This window comes from Nitrobacter sp. CN101, from assembly GCF_055390255.1.
Genome location: NZ_AP038833.1, coordinates 3096162 through 3117196 on the forward strand (window position 1 = coordinate 3096162; position 21035 = coordinate 3117196).

The 21035-nt window shown below is 59.9% G+C and carries 22 protein-coding genes; 9 read left to right on the top strand and 13 right to left on the bottom strand.

Going from position 1 to position 21035, the window contains the following annotated elements; genetic code table 11:
* Positions 1–60 precede the first annotated feature (60 nt).
* Both hisI and folE read right to left on the bottom strand, forming a co-directional pair.
* Positions 61–519 (bottom strand): phosphoribosyl-AMP cyclohydrolase, encoded by a 459-nt coding sequence (gene hisI, locus ACZ5IL_RS15695; protein ID WP_464592911.1) that lies wholly within the window; start codon positions 517–519, stop codon positions 61–63.
* A gap of 20 nt (positions 520–539) precedes the next feature.
* Positions 540–1238, bottom strand: a complete 699-nt coding sequence (gene folE, locus ACZ5IL_RS15700; RefSeq protein ID WP_079446462.1) for a GTP cyclohydrolase I FolE — start codon at positions 1236–1238, stop codon at positions 540–542.
* 247 nt (positions 1239–1485) lie between these two features.
* On the opposite strand from folE, the gene ACZ5IL_RS15705 reads away from it, so the two are divergent.
* Positions 1486–1941 carry an iron-sulfur cluster assembly scaffold protein gene (locus tag ACZ5IL_RS15705; RefSeq protein ID WP_464596916.1) on the top strand — a complete coding sequence of 152 codons (456 nt, stop codon included), beginning with the start codon at positions 1486–1488 and terminating at the stop codon, positions 1939–1941.
* Positions 1942–2031: 90 nt separating this feature from the next.
* Here the strand turns inward: ACZ5IL_RS15705 and ACZ5IL_RS15710 are convergent, their stop codons facing one another.
* Positions 2032–2949: a COG3904 family protein gene (locus ACZ5IL_RS15710; protein WP_464592913.1), complete on the bottom strand. Its 918-nt coding sequence runs from the start codon at positions 2947–2949 to the stop codon at positions 2032–2034.
* Positions 2950–3225: 276 nt separating this feature from the next.
* On the opposite strand from ACZ5IL_RS15710, the gene yidD reads away from it, so the two are divergent.
* The gene (gene yidD, locus ACZ5IL_RS15715) at positions 3226–3570 is read left to right on the top strand and encodes a membrane protein insertion efficiency factor YidD (protein WP_464592915.1); all 345 of its coding nucleotides are present in this window, start codon (positions 3226–3228) and stop codon (positions 3568–3570) included.
* Between the two features lie 212 nt (positions 3571–3782).
* Here the strand turns inward: yidD and ACZ5IL_RS15720 are convergent, their stop codons facing one another.
* Positions 3783–4829 (bottom strand): hypothetical protein, encoded by a 1047-nt coding sequence (locus ACZ5IL_RS15720; protein WP_464592917.1) that lies wholly within the window; start codon positions 4827–4829, stop codon positions 3783–3785.
* 215 nt (positions 4830–5044) lie between these two features.
* Between ACZ5IL_RS15720 and ACZ5IL_RS15725 the strand changes: the two genes are divergently transcribed.
* On the top strand, positions 5045–6091 hold the full coding sequence (locus ACZ5IL_RS15725) for a patatin-like phospholipase family protein (protein ID WP_464592919.1): 1047 nt from the start codon (positions 5045–5047) through the stop codon (positions 6089–6091).
* A gap of 12 nt (positions 6092–6103) precedes the next feature.
* On the opposite strand, the gene ACZ5IL_RS15730 is transcribed toward ACZ5IL_RS15725, so the two are convergent.
* The 3 genes from ACZ5IL_RS15730 to ACZ5IL_RS15740 form a co-directional block, all read right to left on the bottom strand.
* Complete coding sequence (locus ACZ5IL_RS15730) at positions 6104–6532, bottom strand: CBS domain-containing protein (RefSeq protein ID WP_425909066.1); 429 nt, start codon at positions 6530–6532, stop codon at positions 6104–6106.
* Between the two features lie 195 nt (positions 6533–6727).
* Entirely contained in the window at positions 6728–7510 is a 783-nt protein-coding gene (locus tag ACZ5IL_RS15735) for a rhomboid family intramembrane serine protease (protein WP_464592922.1), read from the bottom strand.
* A gap of 166 nt (positions 7511–7676) precedes the next feature.
* Positions 7677–7916 (bottom strand): hypothetical protein, encoded by a 240-nt coding sequence (locus ACZ5IL_RS15740; RefSeq protein ID WP_464592924.1) that lies wholly within the window; start codon positions 7914–7916, stop codon positions 7677–7679.
* A 765-nt stretch (positions 7917–8681) separates the two neighbouring features.
* On the opposite strand from ACZ5IL_RS15740, the gene ACZ5IL_RS15745 reads away from it, so the two are divergent.
* The 3 genes from ACZ5IL_RS15745 to rpsD all read left to right on the top strand — a co-directional run bounded on the left by ACZ5IL_RS15745 (position 8682) and on the right by rpsD (position 11384).
* Positions 8682–9239, top strand: coding sequence for a PAS domain-containing protein (locus tag ACZ5IL_RS15745; protein ID WP_079446454.1), 558 nt, complete (start codon positions 8682–8684; stop codon positions 9237–9239).
* 346 nt (positions 9240–9585) lie between these two features.
* Positions 9586–10437 carry a glutamate racemase gene (gene murI, locus ACZ5IL_RS15750; protein ID WP_464592926.1) on the top strand — a complete coding sequence of 284 codons (852 nt, stop codon included), beginning with the start codon at positions 9586–9588 and terminating at the stop codon, positions 10435–10437.
* Positions 10438–10766: 329 nt separating this feature from the next.
* Complete coding sequence (rpsD, locus tag ACZ5IL_RS15755) at positions 10767–11384, top strand: 30S ribosomal protein S4 (RefSeq protein WP_464592928.1); 618 nt, start codon at positions 10767–10769, stop codon at positions 11382–11384.
* A 69-nt stretch (positions 11385–11453) separates the two neighbouring features.
* On the opposite strand, the gene ACZ5IL_RS15760 is transcribed toward rpsD, so the two are convergent.
* A complete protein-coding gene (locus ACZ5IL_RS15760; RefSeq protein ID WP_464592930.1) occupies positions 11454–11720 on the bottom strand; it encodes a PepSY domain-containing protein in 267 nt (88 codons plus the stop codon).
* 367 nt (positions 11721–12087) lie between these two features.
* Positions 12088–12426 carry a Grx4 family monothiol glutaredoxin gene (gene grxD, locus ACZ5IL_RS15765; protein ID WP_079446450.1) on the bottom strand — a complete coding sequence of 113 codons (339 nt, stop codon included), beginning with the start codon at positions 12424–12426 and terminating at the stop codon, positions 12088–12090.
* A 302-nt stretch (positions 12427–12728) separates the two neighbouring features.
* On the opposite strand from grxD, the gene egtB reads away from it, so the two are divergent.
* Positions 12729–13982 (top strand): ergothioneine biosynthesis protein EgtB, encoded by a 1254-nt coding sequence (gene egtB / locus ACZ5IL_RS15770; RefSeq protein WP_464592932.1) that lies wholly within the window; start codon positions 12729–12731, stop codon positions 13980–13982.
* Positions 13983–14025: 43 nt separating this feature from the next.
* Positions 14026–14991: an L-histidine N(alpha)-methyltransferase gene (gene egtD / locus ACZ5IL_RS15775; protein WP_464592934.1), complete on the top strand. Its 966-nt coding sequence runs from the start codon at positions 14026–14028 to the stop codon at positions 14989–14991.
* Positions 14992–14998: 7 nt separating this feature from the next.
* On the opposite strand, the gene ACZ5IL_RS15780 is transcribed toward egtD, so the two are convergent.
* The gene (locus ACZ5IL_RS15780) at positions 14999–15232 is read right to left on the bottom strand and encodes a BolA family protein (RefSeq protein WP_292611719.1); all 234 of its coding nucleotides are present in this window, start codon (positions 15230–15232) and stop codon (positions 14999–15001) included.
* A gap of 570 nt (positions 15233–15802) precedes the next feature.
* On the opposite strand from ACZ5IL_RS15780, the gene ACZ5IL_RS15785 reads away from it, so the two are divergent.
* Positions 15803–16171 carry a hypothetical protein gene (locus tag ACZ5IL_RS15785; protein WP_464592937.1) on the top strand — a complete coding sequence of 123 codons (369 nt, stop codon included), beginning with the start codon at positions 15803–15805 and terminating at the stop codon, positions 16169–16171.
* Between the two features lie 240 nt (positions 16172–16411).
* Here ACZ5IL_RS15785 and purL read toward each other — a convergent pair whose 3' ends face one another.
* From purL to purQ, 3 genes are all read right to left on the bottom strand, one after another.
* Positions 16412–18622 carry a phosphoribosylformylglycinamidine synthase subunit PurL gene (gene purL / locus ACZ5IL_RS15790; protein ID WP_464592939.1) on the bottom strand — a complete coding sequence of 737 codons (2211 nt, stop codon included), beginning with the start codon at positions 18620–18622 and terminating at the stop codon, positions 16412–16414.
* A gap of 168 nt (positions 18623–18790) precedes the next feature.
* The gene (locus ACZ5IL_RS15795) at positions 18791–20011 is read right to left on the bottom strand and encodes a cytochrome P450 family protein (RefSeq protein ID WP_464592941.1); all 1221 of its coding nucleotides are present in this window, start codon (positions 20009–20011) and stop codon (positions 18791–18793) included.
* Between the two features lie 313 nt (positions 20012–20324).
* Positions 20325–21026, bottom strand: coding sequence for a phosphoribosylformylglycinamidine synthase subunit PurQ (gene purQ, locus ACZ5IL_RS15800; protein ID WP_464592943.1), 702 nt, complete (start codon positions 21024–21026; stop codon positions 20325–20327).
* Between the last annotated feature and the right edge of the window lie 9 nt (positions 21027–21035).

Genomic DNA, 21035 nt, shown 5'->3' on the forward strand with positions numbered 1-21035 from the left:
CGCAAGGTGGAAGATTATGGTTAACAGAGCCTTAACGGATGCCTGCACAACCCTAAGCCGTCAGGCTTTCGCGCCGTAAACATCGGCTGGATCGAAGAGCCTGTCGGCATCCACAAACGAAAGGCGCATTTTGTCGCCATCGCCTTTTGTCACCGCCCGGTAGAAACACGAGCGCCGTCCCGTATGGCAGGCGGCGCCTTGCTGCTCAACCTTGATCCAGACCGCGTCCTGATCGCAGTCCGTTCGCATCTCGATCACTCGCTGGACCTGACCCGAACTCTCACCTTTCCGCCACAACGCCTTGCGTGAACGGCTGTAATACCAGGCATCGCCGGTCTCAACGGTCCGCCGCAGCGCCTCTTCGTTCATGTGCGCGACCATGAGAACGTCGCCGGTTTTGGCATCCGTCGCGACGCAGGTCACGAGTCCGGACGCGTCAAAGCGGGGCTGGAACAGCAGCCCCTCCTCGGTTTCGGATGAGGGTTTTGATCCAGACACAGGAAATCCCTTCGGAATCATCGTGGAGGGATTTAACGCGGCTACCCTCGTACCATGGACAGGAAGCGCGCCTGCTCCGTGGGATTGTCGCGGAATACGCCCGTGTACCGGCTTGTGAACGTCATCGCGCCATGCTTGGCGACGCCGCGCACCGACATGCAGGTATGCTCCGCCTCGATCATCACGGCGACGCCCCGCGGTTTAAGCACCTCGTCCACGGCCGCGGCGATCTGCGCTGTCATGTGCTCCTGGGTCTGGAGCCGCCGGGCGAAGATGTCAGTCAGGCGCGCCAGTTTGGACAGCCCGACCACCCGCTCCACCGGCGTATAGGCGATATGTGCCTTGCCATAGAACGGCATCATGTGGTGCTCGCACTGCGAGGTGAACTGGATGTCACGCACCAGTACGAAATCATCATAGCCTGCAGTTTCACCGAAGGTCCGGTTCAAAACCTCGGCCGGACACTGATGATAACCCTGATAGATCTCGTCATACGACTCGATCACCCGGCGTGGAGTATCGAGGAGCCCCTCGCGGTCCGGATTTTCCCCGATATAGGACAACAACGTTCTGATAGCGCCTTCGGCTTCGTGCCGCGACGGGCGCTGCCGGTTCGGCTGAACCGCCGCCAAAAACTCCGACGGGTCCAGCTGGGCGGGCGAGAATCCGGCAGGTTTGACGTTATTGGATTTGACGTCAGAAGGTTTGCTGCCGCGTAGCGGCTTGATCAACGCGTCCATCTTCACTCCGTTCGACCGGCCTCGCGTGAGACCGGAGTGTCACCGGGCAGACGGGGCAGCATTGCACGCCACCGGACGCCTGAGTCCCTTGATATTCAACATTGCAACGTCCGAATCGAACTTCAATCCGGTGCGCCGGAAAATCGCTGGATTGCGTTTCCAGGCAATAGATACATATATAGGCTTCGAGGTTCCCGCCGCCAAGAGCGTCGCTCCGCCTCTTTCAGCGAATTCAATGTCGAAACCTATGCTGAACGACGTTTACAACACTCGCATTATCGAACTGGCCGGCAATATTCCGCGCCTGGGCCGTCTTGCGGCGCCAGACGCCAGCGCCACCGCTCATTCGAAGCTGTGCGGGTCCACCGTCAAAATCGACCTCAAGATGGATGGCTCTATTATCACGGACTTCGCGCACGACGTGAAGGCCTGCGCGCTCGGCCAGGCGTCCTCCTCGATCATGGCGCGCCATGTGGTCGGCTCGACCGCCAGCGAACTCCGCGAGTTGCGCGAGATCGTTCGCAGGATGCTGAAAGAAAACGGCGCGCCGCCCGAAGGAAAGTGGGCCGATATCGCGCTGCTCGAACCGGTGCGTGATTACAAGGCGCGCCACGCATCCACCATGCTGACGTTCGATGCGGTCGTCGATGCCATCGGTCAGATCGAGACAAAATCAGCCGCGCTGACCGCCGCCCAAAGCTAAAGTTCCCCGGTTACCGTTCGCGGAAAGCCGTCAGATCAAATCATAGAGACACGCTCTGATCCCGTCAGGAGCGGAAAGGCTCTCGTGTCGTTATTGAGGCCGGTCCGAAGCAGCGCTCGCCGCCGCGTGCCCGGCGGATTCCGCTTCGGCTGTCTTGGTCGGCTGGCCGGCCATCGTCACCGCAGCGGATGCATTCGTTATGCCAGGAAAGCGATCCTGCACCGGCTTTGTGACAAGATCGGCAACCGGCGCGTCGGCGACCTCCCCACCCGGCAACACATCCGCGACGCGGTCTGTCGTCATGAGATTGGCGGAACGCAATTCCGCTGGCGACAATTCGTGAAGGGCCTCCCAGGGAGGAATACTAAGCGCCAAGTGCAGCAGATCTCCGGACCCGCCCATCTCGAAGGTGTACTTGGCGAGCCGACCAATGTCGCGCTCTACGATCATCAAATCCTCGGCAGTATAGCTCGCAGCCCTGGCATCGTCCGCGCGATCACCCATCCAGATCTGATGTACGCGAACATGCGCACGCTCAGGCACATAGCGGGTTTTTCCCGACAGCAACACGAACACGCACATGGACTCGCAATAGGCTTCGGGCAACACAGCTGCGCGATCACCCGCCACCGTCTTGACGACGACGCTAGCCCCAACCGTGGTGCGCACGCCGAGTTCTCGCCAGCGCCGCCCGAGCGCAATGGCATCGTTGACCGAGCCGCCACCGGAATCGAGCACGACCGTCGTACCGGTAAGATCGCGCCCGGCAGCGAAGTCGTTGAAGGCTTTCGGAGTTTCGCCCGTTACGAGGCCAACGGCGCTGATCCAGCTCCCACAGTGCGGCTCACAAGCAATCCAGGAGAAACGCATCGGATGCTTGCGCGCCTCGAGGTTTTCTTTCGTCGAACCCTGCTCAAACGCAGATGCGAAACCTGAAAAGGCAAAACAAAAAGCTGCCGCGCACAGAAGCGTCCGTCGGTAGAAGCCGGATGATTTCGCGAACCTCAATTCGGTCCCTTCCCCACAGCCGATGTTGCCTGATCTAACGCAGCTCGATGTTCCAATCCGATGCAGTAGCCCGAACGCATAACCCTACGTTCAACACGATGATCCTGTTAGCAGAAAACTAGCCGTGAGACTTGTCAGCGTCCATAAACCTTTGCTGCGATTGTTCCTGGGAGTGTGCGATATTCTGCCACCTGTGGCGATATTGCAGCTTGATCTGGTTCCCCGGAGGAACCTGCGGCATGCATCTCTCGCACCTGAGAGGAAAGCTCCGCGTTCATGAAGCCGACGCCGCAAAGTTCCAGGTTCTGCCCGGTTTGCGCAAGTGCCGCTTTGCGGCTGCCCCGCAATGTCGGCCGAGCGTTGATCTGGATCTATCGCCATACCCTATCGCCGCTGGTAGGTTTCAACTGCCGGCACCTGCCGACATGCTCAGCCTACGGCGATGAAGCAGTCGAGCGTTTCGGGCTTTGGGGTGGCGGCTGGATGACGTTGGCACGGATCTTACGCTGCCATCCTTGGGGAACCTCCGGCATCGATAATGTTCCCGTAGCGAAACCATCCGGCGCTACCTGGTACCGGCCGTGGCGTTACGGCCGCTGGCGCGGCGTGAATGCCCCGTGAGAGGATTCCCATAGCGTTTTCGAGCGAAGGGGATATCGGCTCGCGTGAAGAAAACACGGCAAATCAAAATCATAGAAGCACCGCTTCTGATCCCATCAGAAGCGGAAAGGCTCGAATGAAGTATGTCGAGAACTGAGGTGTGGTTCGTTTGAAGAAAAAGACGTCAAAACAAAAAGGTTCAACCCGATATTGATACATCGGATCCGGGAGCTTCAATGCGCGAGAACCTCGATTTCGCCGTCAACGCCGTTGACGACCTCGAAGCCCCTCTCGAAGACCTTGCCTTCGTTCTTGGCGATGACGCGATACTCACCCTCGGCCAATATCACGCTGGGAAATGCTCCGATCGATTCCTTGATGACATCACCCCCAGGCGTCAGAACTGACCACGCAGTATTGGCCAGCGCTTCGCCGCCCTTGTCGCTGACGAGTTTCAGGGTGATGAGCGCGGCACGGTGAGAGATCGTTACGTCGGTCAACTTGCCTGCTTGCACACGGATGTCCGAGCGTACGACCGAGTTCGCGTCGCCATAGGTGGAGACGATGTAGTAAGTACCTTCTGGCAAGAGCATAACGTCGCCCCCAGCGACATTAGGCACCAGCGGCGCGCGCTCGGTACCCTCGAACTGACTACCCTTGTAGATGCTGAAGGAAATCTGGTTGGGCGGGATCATCGATGCGCCGACTCGACCCTCGATCTGCAGGCCGCCCGCCGGCAACACGAACGACTCGCGGTCGGTGTCAGGCTTGAGTGTCACGGGCCGCGCGGCGCTGACCAGCCCCAGCGAAACGTGCACGACATAGCCCCCCGGCGGGAGCACGAGGCTGGGAGTTGCATCATGGTTTTCGCGCACTAGCTTGAAGGCACCGGTCTCGTCGGGTCGTTCGGAATAAACTCGCCAGATCAGCCCGCCGTTGATGACCGGCAGATCCTTGCCGTAGCGCGCGGTCAACGACAGAACCCCCTGCGCGGGAGCCGCGATGCTGGGCGGCGCCGTCAGCGGCACGGCGGCGGCCGGCACCTGAGTCAATGGCGCTGGCAGATTTGGCGTGGATACCGGACCGGAGGACGGCGCAAGGCTGATCGCAGGTTCCGGCGGCGCTTCCGGAATGGATGCTGGCGGGACTGGCGGCGGACGTTCGCCAAACAATTGTGCTGACGCGGCGTATGGAAAGGTCGCGAGAAGCGTGACGACCGAAACAAGGAACGGCCATGAGCGTCGGCTCAAATTACATCGATGATGTCCCCCGAAGATCATGGCGCCGGTTCTTCCCGGAAAACACGGCGAATTCAAGCCTCGGGACTTGCTCAGAATTGCATCCCGCTGTGGAAGACTTAAAAACCGGCCCATCGGGTTGAAACACCGCTATCCGATGATAATTTCTGCCAAGCAAGCAATAAGTCATTCTGTCTTTTGCTCACCGTGTCCGCCGGCAGCATGGTAACCGATGCCGGCAGTCGGAGAATCCTATCGTGCTGGAGGGTTTGAAAGGTCGCGACCAGAATGGGTCGAACGGCCAAAAAGTAGGATTGGGTAGCGTCAGGCGGCCAGTGATCGGGCTGGCCCTGGGTGGCGGGGCCGCGCGCGGTTTCGCTCATATCGGCATTCTCCGTTCCCTGATCGCGCACGGCATCGAGCCCGATGTCGTGGTGGGCACGTCGATTGGAGCGGTGGTTGGGGGCGCCTATGCCGCCGGTCGTCTTGATATTCTGGAGGAGTGGGCGCGCAGCCTGCAGCCTCGCAGTCTCTTCAGTTATCTGGATATCCGGTTGAACGGCTCCGGACTGATCGGCGGAACCAAGCTCACCGCCCAACTCGAGGCGTCGCTCGGTCAAATCCAGATTGAAGAACTGCCACTCAAGTTCGCAAGCGTCGCAACGGAAGTCCGCACCGGCCACGAAATCTGGCTTACGCACGGGCGACTGGTCAATGCCATGCGTGCGTCCTATGCCCTTCCGGGCATCTTTGCGCCGATACTGGTTGGCGACCGCTGGCTGGTCGATGGCGCGCTTGTCAACCCGGTGCCTGTTTCCACCGCCCGCGCGCTGGGCGCCGAAGTTGTGATCGCGGCCAACCTGTCCAATGACGTGTTCGGCCGCAGCACCACGATATTCTCTCATGGTGCGCAGAACGACGCGCAGGAGGAGGTCGTCGAGCCCCCGCCGCGCAAACTTGGCTTCGGCAAGTTCTTTTCGCTCGAGCGAACGGTCAAGCGCGAATTCTTCGCCGGCGGCAGTCGCCCGGGTGTTGTGTCGGTCATGACCGACGCGTTTAACATCATGCAGGATCGAATCACGCGCGCGCGGCTCGCTGGCGACCCGCCGGACCTTTTGATCTCGCCGCGGGTCGGCCAGATCGGCTGGTTCGACTTCCACCGCGCCGGCGATCTGATCGCGCACGGTGCACGTGCTGCGGATCGAGCGATGGACGCAATTGTAGAAGCGATCGAAGTTCTCGCGCCGGCGTCGGCACCGGACGTTGCTGGCGTCGCGGACCCTGAAAGCGGGACCGATCCTTAATGCAGCACGTACTCAGGCCGTGTTGATGTACTCGCGCAGCGCCTCCTGCTCGGCTTCATATTCCTGGACGCGCAGCTTGACGACATCCCCGATCGAGACCATGCCTACCAGCTTGCCCTCCTCCACCACCGGCAGATGCCTGAACTTTTCCGCCGTCATGACTTCCATGAGGTGAGCGACCGTATCCGACAGACGGCAACTGACGACCTTGCGGGTCATGGCTAGGCTGACCGGCTCATCAAGCGCAACTGCGCCGCGTTTATCCAGGGCATGGACGACATCCCGTTCGGACAGAATGCCATCAATGCGGGTACCGCTCACGACGAGCACGGAACCGATCTGCTTTTCCGACAAAATCTTGAGCGCCGCCGAAAGCTTTACGTCGGGCGCGACGCTTGCGACTTGAGAACCCTTGGCGCTGAGAATGGCACATACTGTCATTGTCGCTTCCCTTGGAGGGATCGCGCGGGATCACTTTGCGCGATCCTTGTCTTTAGCGTTCAGGCGACAACCAACATCCAGTTTTGTTCGCGAGTAGAACGCACCAACGGGGTCATCGTTTCCAGCACGCGAACGAATTTAAACTCGCCTGACCAGGGGATGATGAATGAAATCAGCCTGCATCGCAAGCGATCGTTAGACATGATCCGCGTCGGAAGACGCATTCTCGGCGTCGCGCGGAGAACGAGGCACCGGATCGAACAATGAAAACAATAGAAGGCCCGCCATAAAGCCGCCCATGTGAGCCTGCCACGCAACGCTGCCTGGCTCGGCGCCGATTGCAACTGATCCCATGCCGAAAATGATATTGACCCCGAACCAGATTGCGAGAAACGCCAACACTCGGGGATTTTGCAGGGCGCGCGTCAACGACAGCGCGGGCACCTGCGCGGCAGCGTCGGCATCGCCGCGGCCCAAGGACAGAAAACTTCCCTGCGCGAAGGCGAAGCGGATCGCCGCAGCCATTGCGCCCGACACCGAGGCTGACGCGCCGATCATCGGCGCAATATTGTGCTCATGGGTCACAAGATGCGCGATTGCGCCGGCAACGGCGGTCACCGCCATGAAAAGAAAAAACCTGAAGGCGCCGAAACGGCGCGCCAGCGCGCTGCCGAAAGGCAGCAACCACAAGATATTGAAGCCGATGTGACTGAGGTTGGCGTGCAGCAGCGAATAGGTGACGAATGTCCAGACCTTAGCGCCGCTTCCTCCGGGAAACGCTGTCGCCAAAAGATTTGGATCGTAACGCTTCGGAATGAAGCCGAACGCCTCAATGATCCAGTATTCCAGATCGGGTGAAACAGCCGACCACGCGAGATGAACAACCGCGAGAAGGCCGATATAGGCAATCAACGGCCCCGGCAGGGTCAGGATCGGTTCACGCCGAGGTTCTGACGAAGGGTCTGAGGGAAAATCCAAGGGTGACGACCTGGTGGCTCAAGCGGGCGAATCCGGCTCATGAAAACCGGGTAAATGGCGGCGGTCCAGACGGCCCTTCCCTGGTCCGCCTATCGCGGGACATTCTCGACAACACAACGCTTTCAAACAAGCGTCAAAACAGCCGCGCGAGAAACGCATGAATACGTTACTCGCTCTGCCGCTTGCGGAACACCCACCATTTTAGTCCTTTGTAGAAAAGCACCATTGCAGTCAGCGACGCTGCGCCCTTCAGAAACCACATAAGCATCTCCAGAGGACTTCGAGCGCCGTGCTCTCTCTCCCTTTCCGCTGGAACCTCTTCCTTTTCTGCTGAGACCGCTTCTTTTTCTGCTGGGAGCTCCTTTTCCGCTGAAACCTCTCCTTTTTCAGCTGAGACCTCGCTCACCTGAACAACGGATCCAGCGCGAGGATGATCAGCCACATCCTTGATAAGGTGAGCCGGTGGGAACTGGACTTCTGCAACGGGCGTTCGGCTACTCCCGAGCTCATCAGATTGGGCCGGAATACAGGCCGATTGAAGGCCGATAGTAAGACCCAGAATGGGCACCCAAAACCGCAAGACTCTCCCCGCCTGTCTCATTCAGCGTTTGCCTCTGCCAATATCGAGTACAGGATAGTCGGCGAACCGTGCTCTATCCGGTCTCATACCACCACCATTTTGGCCGGCCGTCCGGGCCGGATTATGCCGACTCATACTCAGTCCGGCTCTCGCTGTCGATGTCGGCGGCAGCAACTTACCAGATCGAAGGGGCGGATTTTTCGAAGAAATCTCTCGGGCCGCACGGGATGCGCCTCGACGCCAACCGTAAAAGTAAAGGGAGGGTCTGAGAAACCCTCCCTTGATCGTGTGGGGCCGGATGGATTTCGATGAAAAGAAATCCGCTTCCGATCTTCGTGACGGTTGCAACTGCTCGACACATCCGCGGAAACCTGAAGAGAACGCATGACGCGGCGGGATCATAGCCTGTTTCCGGCGAACCTGGCTCGGTGGTTAATTTAACGTTAACGGCACAATTGCCTGGGGTCGCTGACGCAAAAGCCGCCTCCGGCATGGACGCTGCAACACCGCTCCTGCACAACAGCAAACGGCTGAGGTGCCTTGAAATAGGACAGATTTGTCCGGTTGGACCTCGGTCAGGACGGTTGCATCATGAAACACCCATCGAACCGCACATTCTTCGCCTACTGGGATGAGAAACGTGATGGCGAGCGTGCTCCGGACCGCCGCGTCATTGAACCGAGCGCAGTTCGCCAGCTGCTCGGGGACATCTTCGTGCTCTCCTACGAGCCGGAGCGCGGTTATCCGTTCCGAGTTGCCGGAACCCGGATCTGCGCCCTGCTCGACCGCGACCTTAAGGGGGAGAATTTTTCAACACTGTTCGCGGCCGCAAGCCGCGCCCAAATTACCGACATGCTCGGCATCGTGTCCGACGAACTATTAGTCGCGGTCGCTGGTTTGACTGCCACCGAGCGGAACGGATCGCTCGCACACTTCGAACTGCTGCTGCTCCCCTTCAACAATCGCACACATACCCCAACCAGCCTGACCGGGTTGCTGGCGCCGATGCAGCCCAGCCGGCAGCCCGTGATGGACTTCACGCTCACTTCGTGGCGCTATCTGAATCATCCGCCGCAACGTTTTGTCCCACGCGCACTGAAAAAGCTCGAGATCGCGCGCGGCTTCATGGTCTACGAAGGATTGCGCTAGGGCCTTTCGACCGAAATGAAGCAGGAGCACCATGTTCTTGGTATTACGAGTCTTTCTCCGAACGAAGCGTTTCGTTCGAGTAGCGCTGAAACCCGGCTCATTTCTTTGTTAGTATTAAACCGCATCATATTGAAAAATATGATATTATAGACGTTTTCTGGATCAAACCCAAGGGCCGGTCCAGGACTTTCCACGCATCGCTCTCCACGGCACAAAGCCGTTGCACCCACCGTGATGTTGCGAGCGTTGGGGATCGTTTTGCATTAAGGTATCACTGTCCCGAGATGGACAAATCGACACAATCCGTAAAAACTCCACGGTAACCGACCGTCCCTAATATTTTCGCGTGTCACACACTCCTACCATTCTTGTCCTCGATTCCGGCCTCGGCGGCCTCACCGTGCTGCGGGAGATCGTCGGCGTCCTCCCCGCTGCGCGATATGTCTATGTCGCCGACGACGCCTTCTTCCCCTATGGCCGCCTCAGCGAAGACGAAATCATCGCCCGCGTGGTGCCGCTTGTCGGAGAGTTGATCGGCACCCACGCCCCAGACATCGTGGTGGTCGCGTGCAACACGATGTCCGTCTCGGTTCTGGGGCCCTTGCGCGCCGCCTATTCGGTGCCGTTCGTGGGCACGGTTCCGGCAATCAAACCGGCTTGCGCCGCGTCGAAAACCAAGCGCGTCTCGGTACTCGGCACCCGGGCGACCGTGCAGCGCGAATACACTCAGGCGCTGATCCGGAATCACGCGCAAGCCTGCACCGTAACGCTTGTTGGCGCGGCGCGCCTGGCTTCGTTGGCGGAGGACGCCTTGAACGGCAAACCCGTCAGCAACGCCGATATCCTGAGCGAAGTCACCCCATGTTTCGTTCCGGCGGGCAATGGTGGAGACCTGCGCACCGATGTCGTCGTGCTGGCCTGCACCCACTACCCGCTGTTGCTCGATCGGCTGCAAAGGCTCGCACCATGGCCGGTGTCATGGATCGATCCGGCGCCCGCGATCGCCCGCCGCGTCGCCGACCTGCTGAAATCACTCGAGCCGAGCGCCACCGGCGGCCGCGAATTCCCACCCGAAATGATCTTCACCTCGGGCCGCTTCGACGCGCTGACGGGCGCGCTCGCGCCGTTCTTCGGCGGCCGCGTCCCAGCCCGACCCGCATCTCATCAGCTGATGCCAGAGCCGGCGACAAACCGTTGAAGATTCATGGTTTCACGCAGGATCAAGCCGTTAATCTTCGGTGCGAAGTGATATATCGAAGACTAGCTCCGCGGCGCATTCGCGTTTGGCGTTCTCCGGTCGAAAATGGCTCCGCCATGGTTTGACAGGAAAGCGGTTTGTCCCTAGAAAACGCCTGCGCGCGGGCCAAAATCGGCCCGCGTTGTGTTTCGCGACCCGTGGTCCTGCCCGTCAAGCTTATGGGCCGGACCTGTCGGCGGCGGATTTGTCATGATCCACATGTCCAAATCATCCGCACAGGAGGGCGCGTTTCCTCGATCCACAGACTTCAATTTTGACAAGAGGACGCGATGACTAAGCGCAATGAGGCGAAGTACAAGATCGATCGCCGTATGGGCCAGAACATCTGGGGCCGCCCGAAGAGCCCCGTTAACAAGCGCGAATACGGCCCCGGCCAGCACGGCCAGCGCCGCAAGGGCAAGCTCTCGGATTTCGGAACCCAGCTCCGCGCCAAGCAAAAGCTCAAGGGCTATTACGGCAACATTTCCGAACGCCAGTTCTATGCGATCTATGTCGAAGCTACCCGCATGAAAGGCGATTCGGGCGAGAACCTGATCGGCCTGCTCGAGCGCCGCCTCGACACCGTGGTCTATCGTGCGAAGTTCGTGCAGACCATGTTCGCCGCGCGCCAGTTCATCAACCACGGCCACGTCAAGGTGAACGGCCGACGAGTCAACATTCCGAGCTACAAGCTGAAGGTCGGCGATACCATCGAAGTGAAGGACGCGTCGAAACAGCTCGCGCTAGTGCTGGAAGCCAACCAGCTCGCCGAACGAGATGTGCCCGATTTCATCGACGCCGATCACAACAAGCAAAGCGCGAAATTCGTCCGCATCCCGCAGCTTGCGGACGTGCCTTTCGCGGTGCAGATGGAACCCCATCTGATCGTCGAGTTCTATTCGCGCTAACCCCACCGCCTCAATTTAAAAAAGCCCCGGATCGCTCCGGGGCTTTTTTTATGTCCGAGGTCGAAGCAATTAGTTGTCCGGTTCGCTTTTGATGACCTCACCACTCTTGGGATCGACACTCAAATCGTAGCGGACGCCCTTGAGATCGGCCTCCAACTCCCAATGGCCATCATCGGCCTCAACCTTACTGAAATTTGTGTATCCTTGAGCGGTTAGCTTCTCGATGACCTGATCGGACTTCATCCAGTCTGCGCCCGGCTGGTCTGCATGGGCCGGGCTGGTAGCCGCTGCCCAAACAAGCATCATCGGCGCTAGGGCGATAAAACGGGTTCTCATTCTTGTCTCCGTGCAAGGTACATGGCTGAGCCAAGAACTGTCCTTGGTCGGGAAGGTTCCTCATAGAAGCTCGCCCCCGCGCCGTCCCACGCTAACGCCCCACGGATGCAACCATTAGACTGGTCACGGCGACGTGGCTGGAAAGCGTGCCTTATCCGCACGGACTCTGAGGATTCCTGGCGCCTGCGTGCGAGGCAGTCGCGATGCCAACCGTTTGCGGTCACGCGACCCTACGAGTCGCGCCGTCAATGCCGCCGCGACCGGAGATTCTTTGAGCTGCGTTGACGGATGGCATCAACGCCCAGCGTAGCGATGTCCGCGACGATGCGATCCAGTCGTGCTGGACCGACGGCGCGTGAGGCCGCCGTCAGGCCGACGCCGGTGTGTTGAGCGTGATGCCCTTGTCGCCGAGAAGTTTCTGCAGCTCGCCAGCCTGGAACATTTCACGGACAATATCGCAGCCACCAACGAATTCGCCTTTGACGTACAGCTGCGGGATCGTCGGCCAGTTCGAGTAGGTCTTGATGCCGTCGCGCAGTTCGGGATTTTCGAGCACGTTCAGGCCCTTATAGCCCACGCCAATGTGGTCGAGAATCTGAACCACCTGCCCCGAAAAACCACACTGGGGGAATTGCGGCGTGCCCTTCATGAACAGAACAACGTCGCTCGACTTCAGTTCGCTCTCAATGGTGTCCTTAATGCTCATCCATCACATCCTTTAGCCGCAAGTTACCGGTGCCGCGAACAGCCCGTCGCAGCTCGCTGCTATATATAGTCCGAAACTGTTGTGTAACAAATAAATTGCCGGGAGCATCAACCTATCGCGCAGGGCGTTCTGGGGTGTGAATGATGCCCCTGAAACAGACCGTCAGGACCGCGCTGTTAGGCCCGGTCGGGTCGGGGCCTCGGATCTCGTTCCCGGCAATACTCCATTCCATAACTTGCGAACGGATCGTTCCACGGAACCCAATGTCCGGAGCAACGTTCTTTCCCAAACCGGAGATTTCCGTGACGAACTCTGCGTCTGCCGCAGCCGCAATGGCCGCCCCGAACCCGTCGCTATTTTCCGGTTCACGGACGTTGGCCGGCCGCCTGACAGATGCATTTCTCGCCGTCCGGAGCGAAACGGAGCGGCGTGCGGAGCCGCTAACGCCGGAAGACCAGATGGTGCAATCAATGCCGGACGCCAGTCCGACGAAATGGCACCGTGCCCATACGACCTGGTTCTGGGAACAGTTCCTGCTCGGGGAGCACAAGCCCGGCTACATTCCATTTCATCCGGATTACGCCTTCCTCTTCAATTCGTATTACGTCGGAGTGGGTCCGCGTCATGCCCGCGCCCAGCGCGGCCATCTGACCCGTCCCGGCGCGGAAGAAATCACCGCCTATCGCCGGCACATCGACGCCGCGGTCGTCAAATTCTTTCACGATACCAGCGACAAAATGCTGGCCGGACTGATTCCGCTGATCGAAGCCGGCCTTAATCACGAACAGCAGCATCAGGAGCTGATGCTGACGGATATCCTGCACGCATTTGCCCAAAATCCGATGGCGCCGGCTTACGACACGCTATGGACATCCGCTGCTCCACACGCCGGCAGAGGATGGACAAGACTGACTGAGGGCATCCACACCATCGGACATCAGGGCGATAGCTTTCATTTCGACAACGAGAAGCCCGCGCACCGCGTTTTGGTCGGCCCGGTAAAGCTCGCGCGCGGTCTCGTCACTAATGCCGACTGGCTCGCTTTCATGGACGACGGCGGCTATCGCACCGCCAGTTTGTGGTTGATGGACGGCTTCGCTGCGGCGACTGGCGAGGCTTGGGAAGCCCCGGGCTACTGGCGGAAGACGGCCGATGGTTGGCAGGTCATGACGCTTGGCGGCTTGCGGCCGATCGATGCCAATGCTCCGGTCTGCCACGTCAGCTATTATGAGGCCGATGCCTTCGCGCGCTGGAGCGGCAAGCATTTGCCAACTGAGATGGAATGGGAAGTCGCGGCCCGAGCCGAACAGCTCGACGATGCGTTCGGCATGGTCTGGCAGTGGACGCGAAGCGCATACTCGCCCTATCCCGGATATCGCGCCAGCCAAGACGCGCTCGGAGAATACAACGGCAAGTTCATGGTCAACCAGCTCGTTCTCCGCGGCTCATCGTTGGCGACCCCGGAGCGGCACAGCCGCGTCAGCTACCGGAACTTCTTTTATCCGCACCACCGTTGGCAATTCACCGGTCTGCGCCTGGCGGACTACGGCGTTTGATCGCTGCCAACTCAAGTGCGTCGCGTTGCGCAGGGAGAATGCCATGAATCTGCATGCTGCCGCTTTAGCCAAGGGACCTGGATCCGACGAAAGCACGCGGGCATTCGCGAGTGACGCGATCACAGGATTGTCTCACCATCCGAAACAGCTCCCGCCAAAGTATTTTTACGATGCAACAGGCTCCGAACTGTTCGAACAGATCACGCGGCTTCCCGAATATTATCCGACACGCACAGAGCTCGGTATTCTACGTGATCGGTCCGCCGAAATTGCTTCGATCATTCCCACACATGCGGCGCTGGTGGAGTTCGGGGCCGGCGCTCCCACCAAAGCGCGGCTGCTGCTGGCCGCGTGTGAATTTACCGCCTATGTGCCGGTGGACATTTCGGGTGACTTTCTCAACGCACAGGCTCGCGACTTGCGAAAAGACTTTCCACATCTGAAAATCTATCCGGTGACCGCCGATTTTACCGCGCCATTCATTCTACCCGATCAAGTCGCGGCCATGCCGAAAGTCGGATTCTTCCCCGGATCAACCCTTGGCAACTTCGAACCTCACGAAGCCTGCCGCTTCCTGCGTGGGGCTCGCAATATCCTGGGCGAAGGCGCGTACATGCTGATCGGCGTCGATCTCGAGAAGAACGAACGGACGCTGTACGATGCCTATAACGATGCCGCCGGCGTCACCGCGCGCTTCAACCTGAATATCCTGGCGCGAGTCAACCGCGAACTCGGCGGCAATTTCGACCTCTCCGCCTTCGCCCATCGCGCGATCTACAATCGGGATCGACACCGGATCGAGATGTATCTCGTTAGCAAAAAGCCGCAGACGGCCCGCTTGCAGGGCCGCAGCTTCTCCTTTCGCACCGGCGAAAGCATCCACACCGAAAGCAGCTACAAGTATAGCACCGACCGTTTCAACGCTTTGGCGAAGGGCGCTGGTTGGACGCCGATAGCGGCGTGGACCGATCCGGAGCGAATGTTTTCGGTTCACGCGCTGATTAGCTGAGGCGGGACTACTCCGGCACGCCGGTCTGCAAAGCCAATGCGTGCAGCACGCCACCCATCTGACCCTTTAGCGATTGATAGACGATCTGATGCTGCTGCACACGAGACTTGCCGCGGAACGACTCCGAAATGACGGTTGCCGAGTAATGGTTGCCGTCACCGGCAAGATCCTGGATCGTCACCTGGGCGTCCGGAATCGCCTCCTTGATCATCGATTCGATTTCCCGCGCTTCCATCGGCATCAAAGTGCCTCCTAAATCCGGCTAGTGAGGTGGTTCAAACGTTCGCTTTATTTTCCTGAGAGTCAGTCAAGCGAATTTCTGAACCAAACACACTAGAATCATAGAGTTACTAGTGTCCCTTTGATTCCTAAATTCGCATCAAAGGTTGCCGCGGAGACATGCGAACTTCGGAATCGGGACACTAGCCCGGATCATGCACCGGAATCGCCGTGACGTCTGCTCAACTTAACGCGGTCGCCCGATCCCCGTCGCGCCGATCAGTCCTATATTTGCATGAATCTTCCAACCGCAAGAAAGCGACCGGAAGATACCCGGTCCCGATCACCCGGTCATGATGACGCCGAACCCAGGCCGCATCGGGCCGTCCGTCGGCGATTAGATCAAGTCAGGAGCCGGAAGCGTGCGGCGTCGGAGGGGATGGAACAGTTCATTCACGCAGATGGGACCGCAAGGTTGATGTAGGTCAAGGGCGCGAAGCTCCCGCGCGCGAGGCTTCGGAGAGAACCTGCGGTTCAGCGGCGCGATGCGCAGGCGTCCGCGGCTTTCCTCTCTCGAAGAAGGAGTACGTAAATGTTGCGTCAATTTCTCATCGCTTCGGCAGCCGTAGCCATGCTGCTGGTCACGACCTTCCCCAATGACGCATTCGCCCGTCGTGGCGGCGGTATGCACGCCGGAGGTTTCCACGGCGGCGGCATGCACCGAGGCGGTGCCGTGCATCGCGGCGGCGCGGTTGCAGGTCGGGGATACCGGGGCGGCACTGTTGCCGTGCGCGGCGGACACTACGGCTATCGTGGAGGATACGGCTATCGCGGCTACGGTGTCGGTGCCGCGGCAGTGGGTGCGGCAGCGGTCGGCGCAGCTGCGACGGGAGCCTACTACCGCAGCGGCTGCGGCTACAACGCCTACGGCAGCTGGGTTTGCCCGAACTATGGGTACTGAGCGGCGCGATGCTCCCGGGCTTGAGATGTTCGACAACGATGGTGACGTCATCGGGATGATAGCTTGTGCGCCAACCGGAAGCTATGGTTGGACCCACCATCGTTGCGCTCGTGCATTGTGTCCTCAGCACAGAACTGCCGTACGCCCGTTTCAGCAGCCGTCGGCACATTCGTGCTGAGTTGGGTGACGAGGGCCGCGCTGCACTAAATTTCCGGCACAGGCGTGTCCTCTAGCCGGACGTCAGCTTTTCGTCGCCATATAGTCCGGCAGCCAGCTTTCAAAGCCGCGCTGCAAGGTCTTGATGTGGACGGCGCGCTCGCCGGCAATCGCGATCTCGTGACCACCGGTCAGCCCGATCTGAATGCAAGGCACCTCCACCGCCTTGAGCTTGGTGAAAACGCTCAAGAGGTCCTGCTCGTGAACGGTCACGATATAACGCGCCTGATCTTCGCCGAACCACCACGCGTGCGGCACGATCGCGGCCGCCGCCGCGTCGAGTGCAGCGCCGATGCCACTCGCCATCGCCATTTCCGCCAGCGCGACGAGAAGTCCACCATCGGAAACGTCATGAACGGCCGTTGCCGTTCCCGCGTGAATCATGCCGCGCACAACATCGCCATTGCGCTTTTCCGCGGCGAGGTCGACCGGCGGCGGCGCTCCCTCCTCGCGTCCACAGATATCGCGCAAGTAAACCGACTGACCGAGCCAGCCTTGTGTATCACCGATCAGCAGGATCGGATGTCCCTCCGCCTTGAAGGCAAGCGAGGCTGACTTGGTGAAGTCATCCAGCAAACCGACGCCGCCGATCGAGGGCGTCGGTAGAATGCCACGGCCGTTTGTCTCATTGTAAAGCGAGACGTTGCCGGACACGACGGGAAAGTCGAGCATACGACAGGCATCGGCGATGCCCTTCAGGCAGCCGACGAACTGGCCCATATTCTCAGGCCGCTCCGGATTGCCGAAGTTGAGGTTGTCGGTGATCGCCAGCGGCCGGCCGCCGACCGCTGTGATGTTGCGCCAGGCTTCCGCGACCGCCTGCTTGCCGCCTTCGAATGGATCGGCCTCGCAATAGCGCGGGGTCACATCGACAGTAAGCGCAAGCCCCTTCGGTCCTTCCTCGACGCGCACCACCGCCGCATCGCCACCGGGCCGCTGCACGGTGTTACCACCGATGACATGATCGTACTGCTCCCACACCCAGCGCTTCGAACACAGCTCCGGCGAGGCAATCAGTTTTTCCAGCGCATCGACGACGGGCAAAGGCGGTGCAACGTCGCGCGCCTGAATGACGGGCAACTGCGGCGACGGCACATGCGGCCGGTCGTATAGCGGCGCTTCCGACTCAAGCTCCTTGATCGGGAGGTCGGCCATCACATCGCCGCCGTGCTTGACGACGAAGCGCTTGCTTGGCGTGGTGGAGCCGACAATAGCGAAGTCGAGGCCCCACTTTCTGAAGATCGCCTCCGCCTGCTTTTCCTTCTCGGGCTTCAGAACCATGAGCATGCGCTCTTGCGATTCCGAGAGCATCATCTCGTAGGCGCTCATGCCCTGCTCGCGCGTTGGCACGCTATCGAGATCGAGATCGACGCCGAGATCGCCCTTGGCTCCCATTTCCACAGCCGAACACGTCAGCCCCGCCGCGCCCATGTCTTGGATCGCGATGACGCACCCGGCATCCATGATTTCGAGACAGGCTTCCAGCAGCAGCTTTTCGGCGAAGGGATCGCCGACCTGAACGGTCGGACGCTTCTCCTCGCTGTCATCGTCGAATTCGGCCGACGCCATGGTGGCGCCGTGAATGCCGTCGCGGCCTGTCTTGGAACCGAGATAGACAATCGGCATGTTCACGCCCGACGCTGCCGCGTAGAAAATCTTGTCGGCATCGGCGAGCCCGACCGCCATGGCGTTGACGAGGATGTTGCCGTCATAGCGGGTGTGGAAGCGCACCTGTCCGCCGACCGTCGGCACCCCGAACGAGTTGCCATAGCCGCCAACGCCGGCAACGACGCCCGATACCAGATGCCGCGTCTTGGGGTGCGACGGATCGCCGAAGCTCAGCGCGTTGAGGCAGGCAATGGGTCGCGCGCCCATGGTGAAGACGTCGCGCAAGATACCGCCGACGCCGGTGGTCGCACCTTGATAAGGCTCGATGTAGCTCGGATGGTTGTGGCTCTCCATCTTGAACACCACCGCCTGCCCGTCGCCGATGTCGATGACGCCGGCGTTCTCGCCCGGCCCCTGGATCACCCACGGCGCTTTCGTCGGCAGTCCGCGCAGATGGATGCGCGAGGACTTGTACGAGCAGTGCTCGTTCCACATCGCCGAAAAGATGCCGAGCTCGGTGAAGGTCGGCGTCCGGCCGATCAGTTTCAAAATGCGCTCGTACTCGTCCGGCTTGAGGCCGTGCGAAGCGACAAGCTCGGGAGTGATCTGGGGTTCGTTGTTGATCATGGGTCCTGACGCGATTTACCTCCTTAATAAGGAGATCGGATGCGCGGGAAAAGGTCTTTTACCGGCCGATTTCGCGCTTTCCATGGGTTGCGTGGAGCCGAGGCCGGGAATGCCGTCTGGCTAACCTGCACCGAGCGACACGGCGGTGAATAACACGCGATCTGACATTTACGCTACGAGCCGTACAGGCAGTTGCGTCAGCCCCCGCATGCCGAGGCGCTTGTGCCACTCGGTACTCCTCGCCTGCGTAGCCAGGTGCATGTCCGGAAAGCGCGCAAAAATGCGTTCGAACGCGATGGCCGCCTCCGCCCGAGCAAGTTGGAAGCCAAGGCAAAAATGTACGCCCGTGCCAAAGGAAAGGTGCGGGTTCGGGTGCCGCGTGATATCGAAACGATGAGGGTACTCGAATCTGGCCGGATCGCAGTTCGCGGCCGCGACGAATCCGGCAATCATGTCGCCACGACGGAACTGTCGGCCCTGCCAAACGAGTTCGCCAGTCACGAAGCGCGGTTTCGTCATCTGGACCGGCGATACGTAGCGCAGGCACTCTTCTACGCAAGTCGGCATCAGGCCCGCATCACGGCGGATCTGATTGAGTTGATCCTCGTGGGACAACAAGGCGAAGAGCCCGCCTGAAATCAAATGGGTCGTGGTTTCCTGGCCGGCACCGAACAGCAGAAAAATCATCGATACCAGTTCGTCCTCGCTGAGGGTCTGGCCAGCGATTTCGGCATCGCGAAGCTCTGCGATCAGTCCGTCGGACAGCGCGCCACCTCCCGATCTCGAACTACGGCGCAAGTAGCGGACAACACTGATCACACCGGGAATGGCGCGGATGACCGCGCCAATACTGGCGGTGTTCTTTAACCCGCCCAGCCAGTTCTTGAATCGATCGTGATCTTGATCCGGAAGGCCGAGCATCGCGCAGATGACTGAAAGCGGCAGGTCCCGGCAAAACTCGGACATGAGATCGACCTCTGTCCTCCCCTTCAATCTGTCGAGAAGACGATCAGCGATCTCGGAAATCATCGGCCTCATCGCCTCTATCGTGCGGCGCGCAAACGCTTGGTCGACGAGACCGCGCAGACGGCGGTGTTCAGGGTCGTCGTGACCGAGCATGTTTAGCGCGAGAAGGCCGATCGTCCTTGGAAGGAACCTCAGTATTCGCAGTTGTGTTCTGCTCCCCGCATTGGCGGGATCGCGCGCGAAGTTCACATGATCCTTCAACAGCGCGGCGCAGGCGTCATGCGTAACGGCCAGATATGTGTAGCCGATGATCGGCAACCTAATACGAACAATCGGCCCTTCGGCTCGCATACGGTCGAGCGTCGGAAAAGGATTCGCGTGAAATTCAGGCGAAAGAACATCGAAATCGCGCGCCTTGATCATGATGTCATGATCCTCTCCGGAGCAGATAGACGTGTTCGTCGACAGAAAGCCCCAGCCATTCACATAGCCACTAGAGTCTGCCACCGCTTCACGGAAACGGTGACAGACTCAATCTTTTATTTGACGCGTTTTCTTCACGCGAACCGGACTCCACCTCGCTCGAAAACGCTTTAGGACGAGCGGATCAGCGCTCAAGCCGATCTCTGTACGATCCATTCTGAATATGCCTGGCTGATGGCACCGCAATCACCAACACATGGTCTCCCAGGAGGGACACAAGGCAGTAGCATGTCAGCGGACTGCATCCACGATGCTACGCTGCCCGCTCCAGATGCGCGACGAGCCCTGCAAACAGCCCGCGCCCATCGGTGCAGCCCATGATGTCTTCGACGTGATTTTCCGGATGCGGCATCATGCCGAGCACATTGCCGCGCTCGTTGATGATGCCAGCTATCGACTGCGCAGCGCCGTTGATATTATGCGTATCGCCGACCTCGCCAGACGGCGAGCAATAACGATAGAGAACGCGACCCTCACCCTCAAGGCGGCGAATGGTGTCCTCGTCGGCGGCGTAGTTGCCCTCGCCATGGGCGACGGGGACGCGGATCACCTGCCCGGCATTGTAGCCGCGCGTGAACGGCGTGTCCGAGCGTTCGACTCGAACATGCACGTCATGGCAGATGAACTTCAGCCGCGCGTTGCGCATCAGGATTCCCGGCAAAAGCCCGGACTCGCACAGAATCTGAAAACCGTTGCAAACCCCGAGCACAAGACCGCCATCCGACGCGAAGGCTCGCACCGCGTTCATGATCGGCGAGCGCGCGGCGATGGCGCCGCAACGAAGATAGTCGCCGTAGGAGAAGCCGCCCGGCGCCACGACGAGATCGGTGCCCTCGGGAAGAGAGGTTTCCGCGTGCCACACCATCGCGGGCTCGCGCCCGGATACGAGTTGCAACGCGCGCGCCATGTCGCGCTCGCGATTGATGCCGGGAAAGACGAGGACGGCGGATTTCATGTCGTGCGT

What these genes read in the sequence shown, in the direction of transcription:
- ACZ5IL_RS15795 (WP_464592941.1), bottom strand. Translation starts at nt 20,011, where the DNA reads ATGATCAAGGCGCGCGATTTCGATGTTCTTTCGCCTGAATTTCACGCG.
- ACZ5IL_RS15730 (WP_425909066.1), bottom strand. Translation starts at nt 6,532, where the DNA reads ATGACAGTATGTGCCATTCTCAGCGCCAAGGGTTCTCAAGTCGCAAGC.
- folE (WP_079446462.1), bottom strand. Translation starts at nt 1,238, where the DNA reads ATGGACGCGTTGATCAAGCCGCTACGCGGCAGCAAACCTTCTGACGTC.
- ACZ5IL_RS15745 (WP_079446454.1), top strand. Translation starts at nt 8,682, where the DNA reads ATGAAACACCCATCGAACCGCACATTCTTCGCCTACTGGGATGAGAAA.
- ACZ5IL_RS15760 (WP_464592930.1), bottom strand. Translation starts at nt 11,720, where the DNA reads ATGAGAACCCGTTTTATCGCCCTAGCGCCGATGATGCTTGTTTGGGCA.
- egtD (WP_464592934.1), top strand. Translation starts at nt 14,026, where the DNA reads ATGAATCTGCATGCTGCCGCTTTAGCCAAGGGACCTGGATCCGACGAA.
- ACZ5IL_RS15785 (WP_464592937.1), top strand. Translation starts at nt 15,803, where the DNA reads ATGTTGCGTCAATTTCTCATCGCTTCGGCAGCCGTAGCCATGCTGCTG.
- grxD (WP_079446450.1), bottom strand. Translation starts at nt 12,426, where the DNA reads ATGAGCATTAAGGACACCATTGAGAGCGAACTGAAGTCGAGCGACGTT.
- ACZ5IL_RS15780 (WP_292611719.1), bottom strand. Translation starts at nt 15,232, where the DNA reads ATGCCGATGGAAGCGCGGGAAATCGAATCGATGATCAAGGAGGCGATT.
- hisI (WP_464592911.1), bottom strand. Translation starts at nt 519, where the DNA reads ATGATTCCGAAGGGATTTCCTGTGTCTGGATCAAAACCCTCATCCGAA.
- yidD (WP_464592915.1), top strand. Translation starts at nt 3,226, where the DNA reads ATGAAGCCGACGCCGCAAAGTTCCAGGTTCTGCCCGGTTTGCGCAAGT.
- purL (WP_464592939.1), bottom strand. Translation starts at nt 18,622, where the DNA reads ATGATCAACAACGAACCCCAGATCACTCCCGAGCTTGTCGCTTCGCAC.
- purQ (WP_464592943.1), bottom strand. Translation starts at nt 21,026, where the DNA reads ATGAAATCCGCCGTCCTCGTCTTTCCCGGCATCAATCGCGAGCGCGAC.
- ACZ5IL_RS15705 (WP_464596916.1), top strand. Translation starts at nt 1,486, where the DNA reads ATGCTGAACGACGTTTACAACACTCGCATTATCGAACTGGCCGGCAAT.
- rpsD (WP_464592928.1), top strand. Translation starts at nt 10,767, where the DNA reads ATGACTAAGCGCAATGAGGCGAAGTACAAGATCGATCGCCGTATGGGC.
- ACZ5IL_RS15720 (WP_464592917.1), bottom strand. Translation starts at nt 4,829, where the DNA reads ATGATCTTCGGGGGACATCATCGATGTAATTTGAGCCGACGCTCATGG.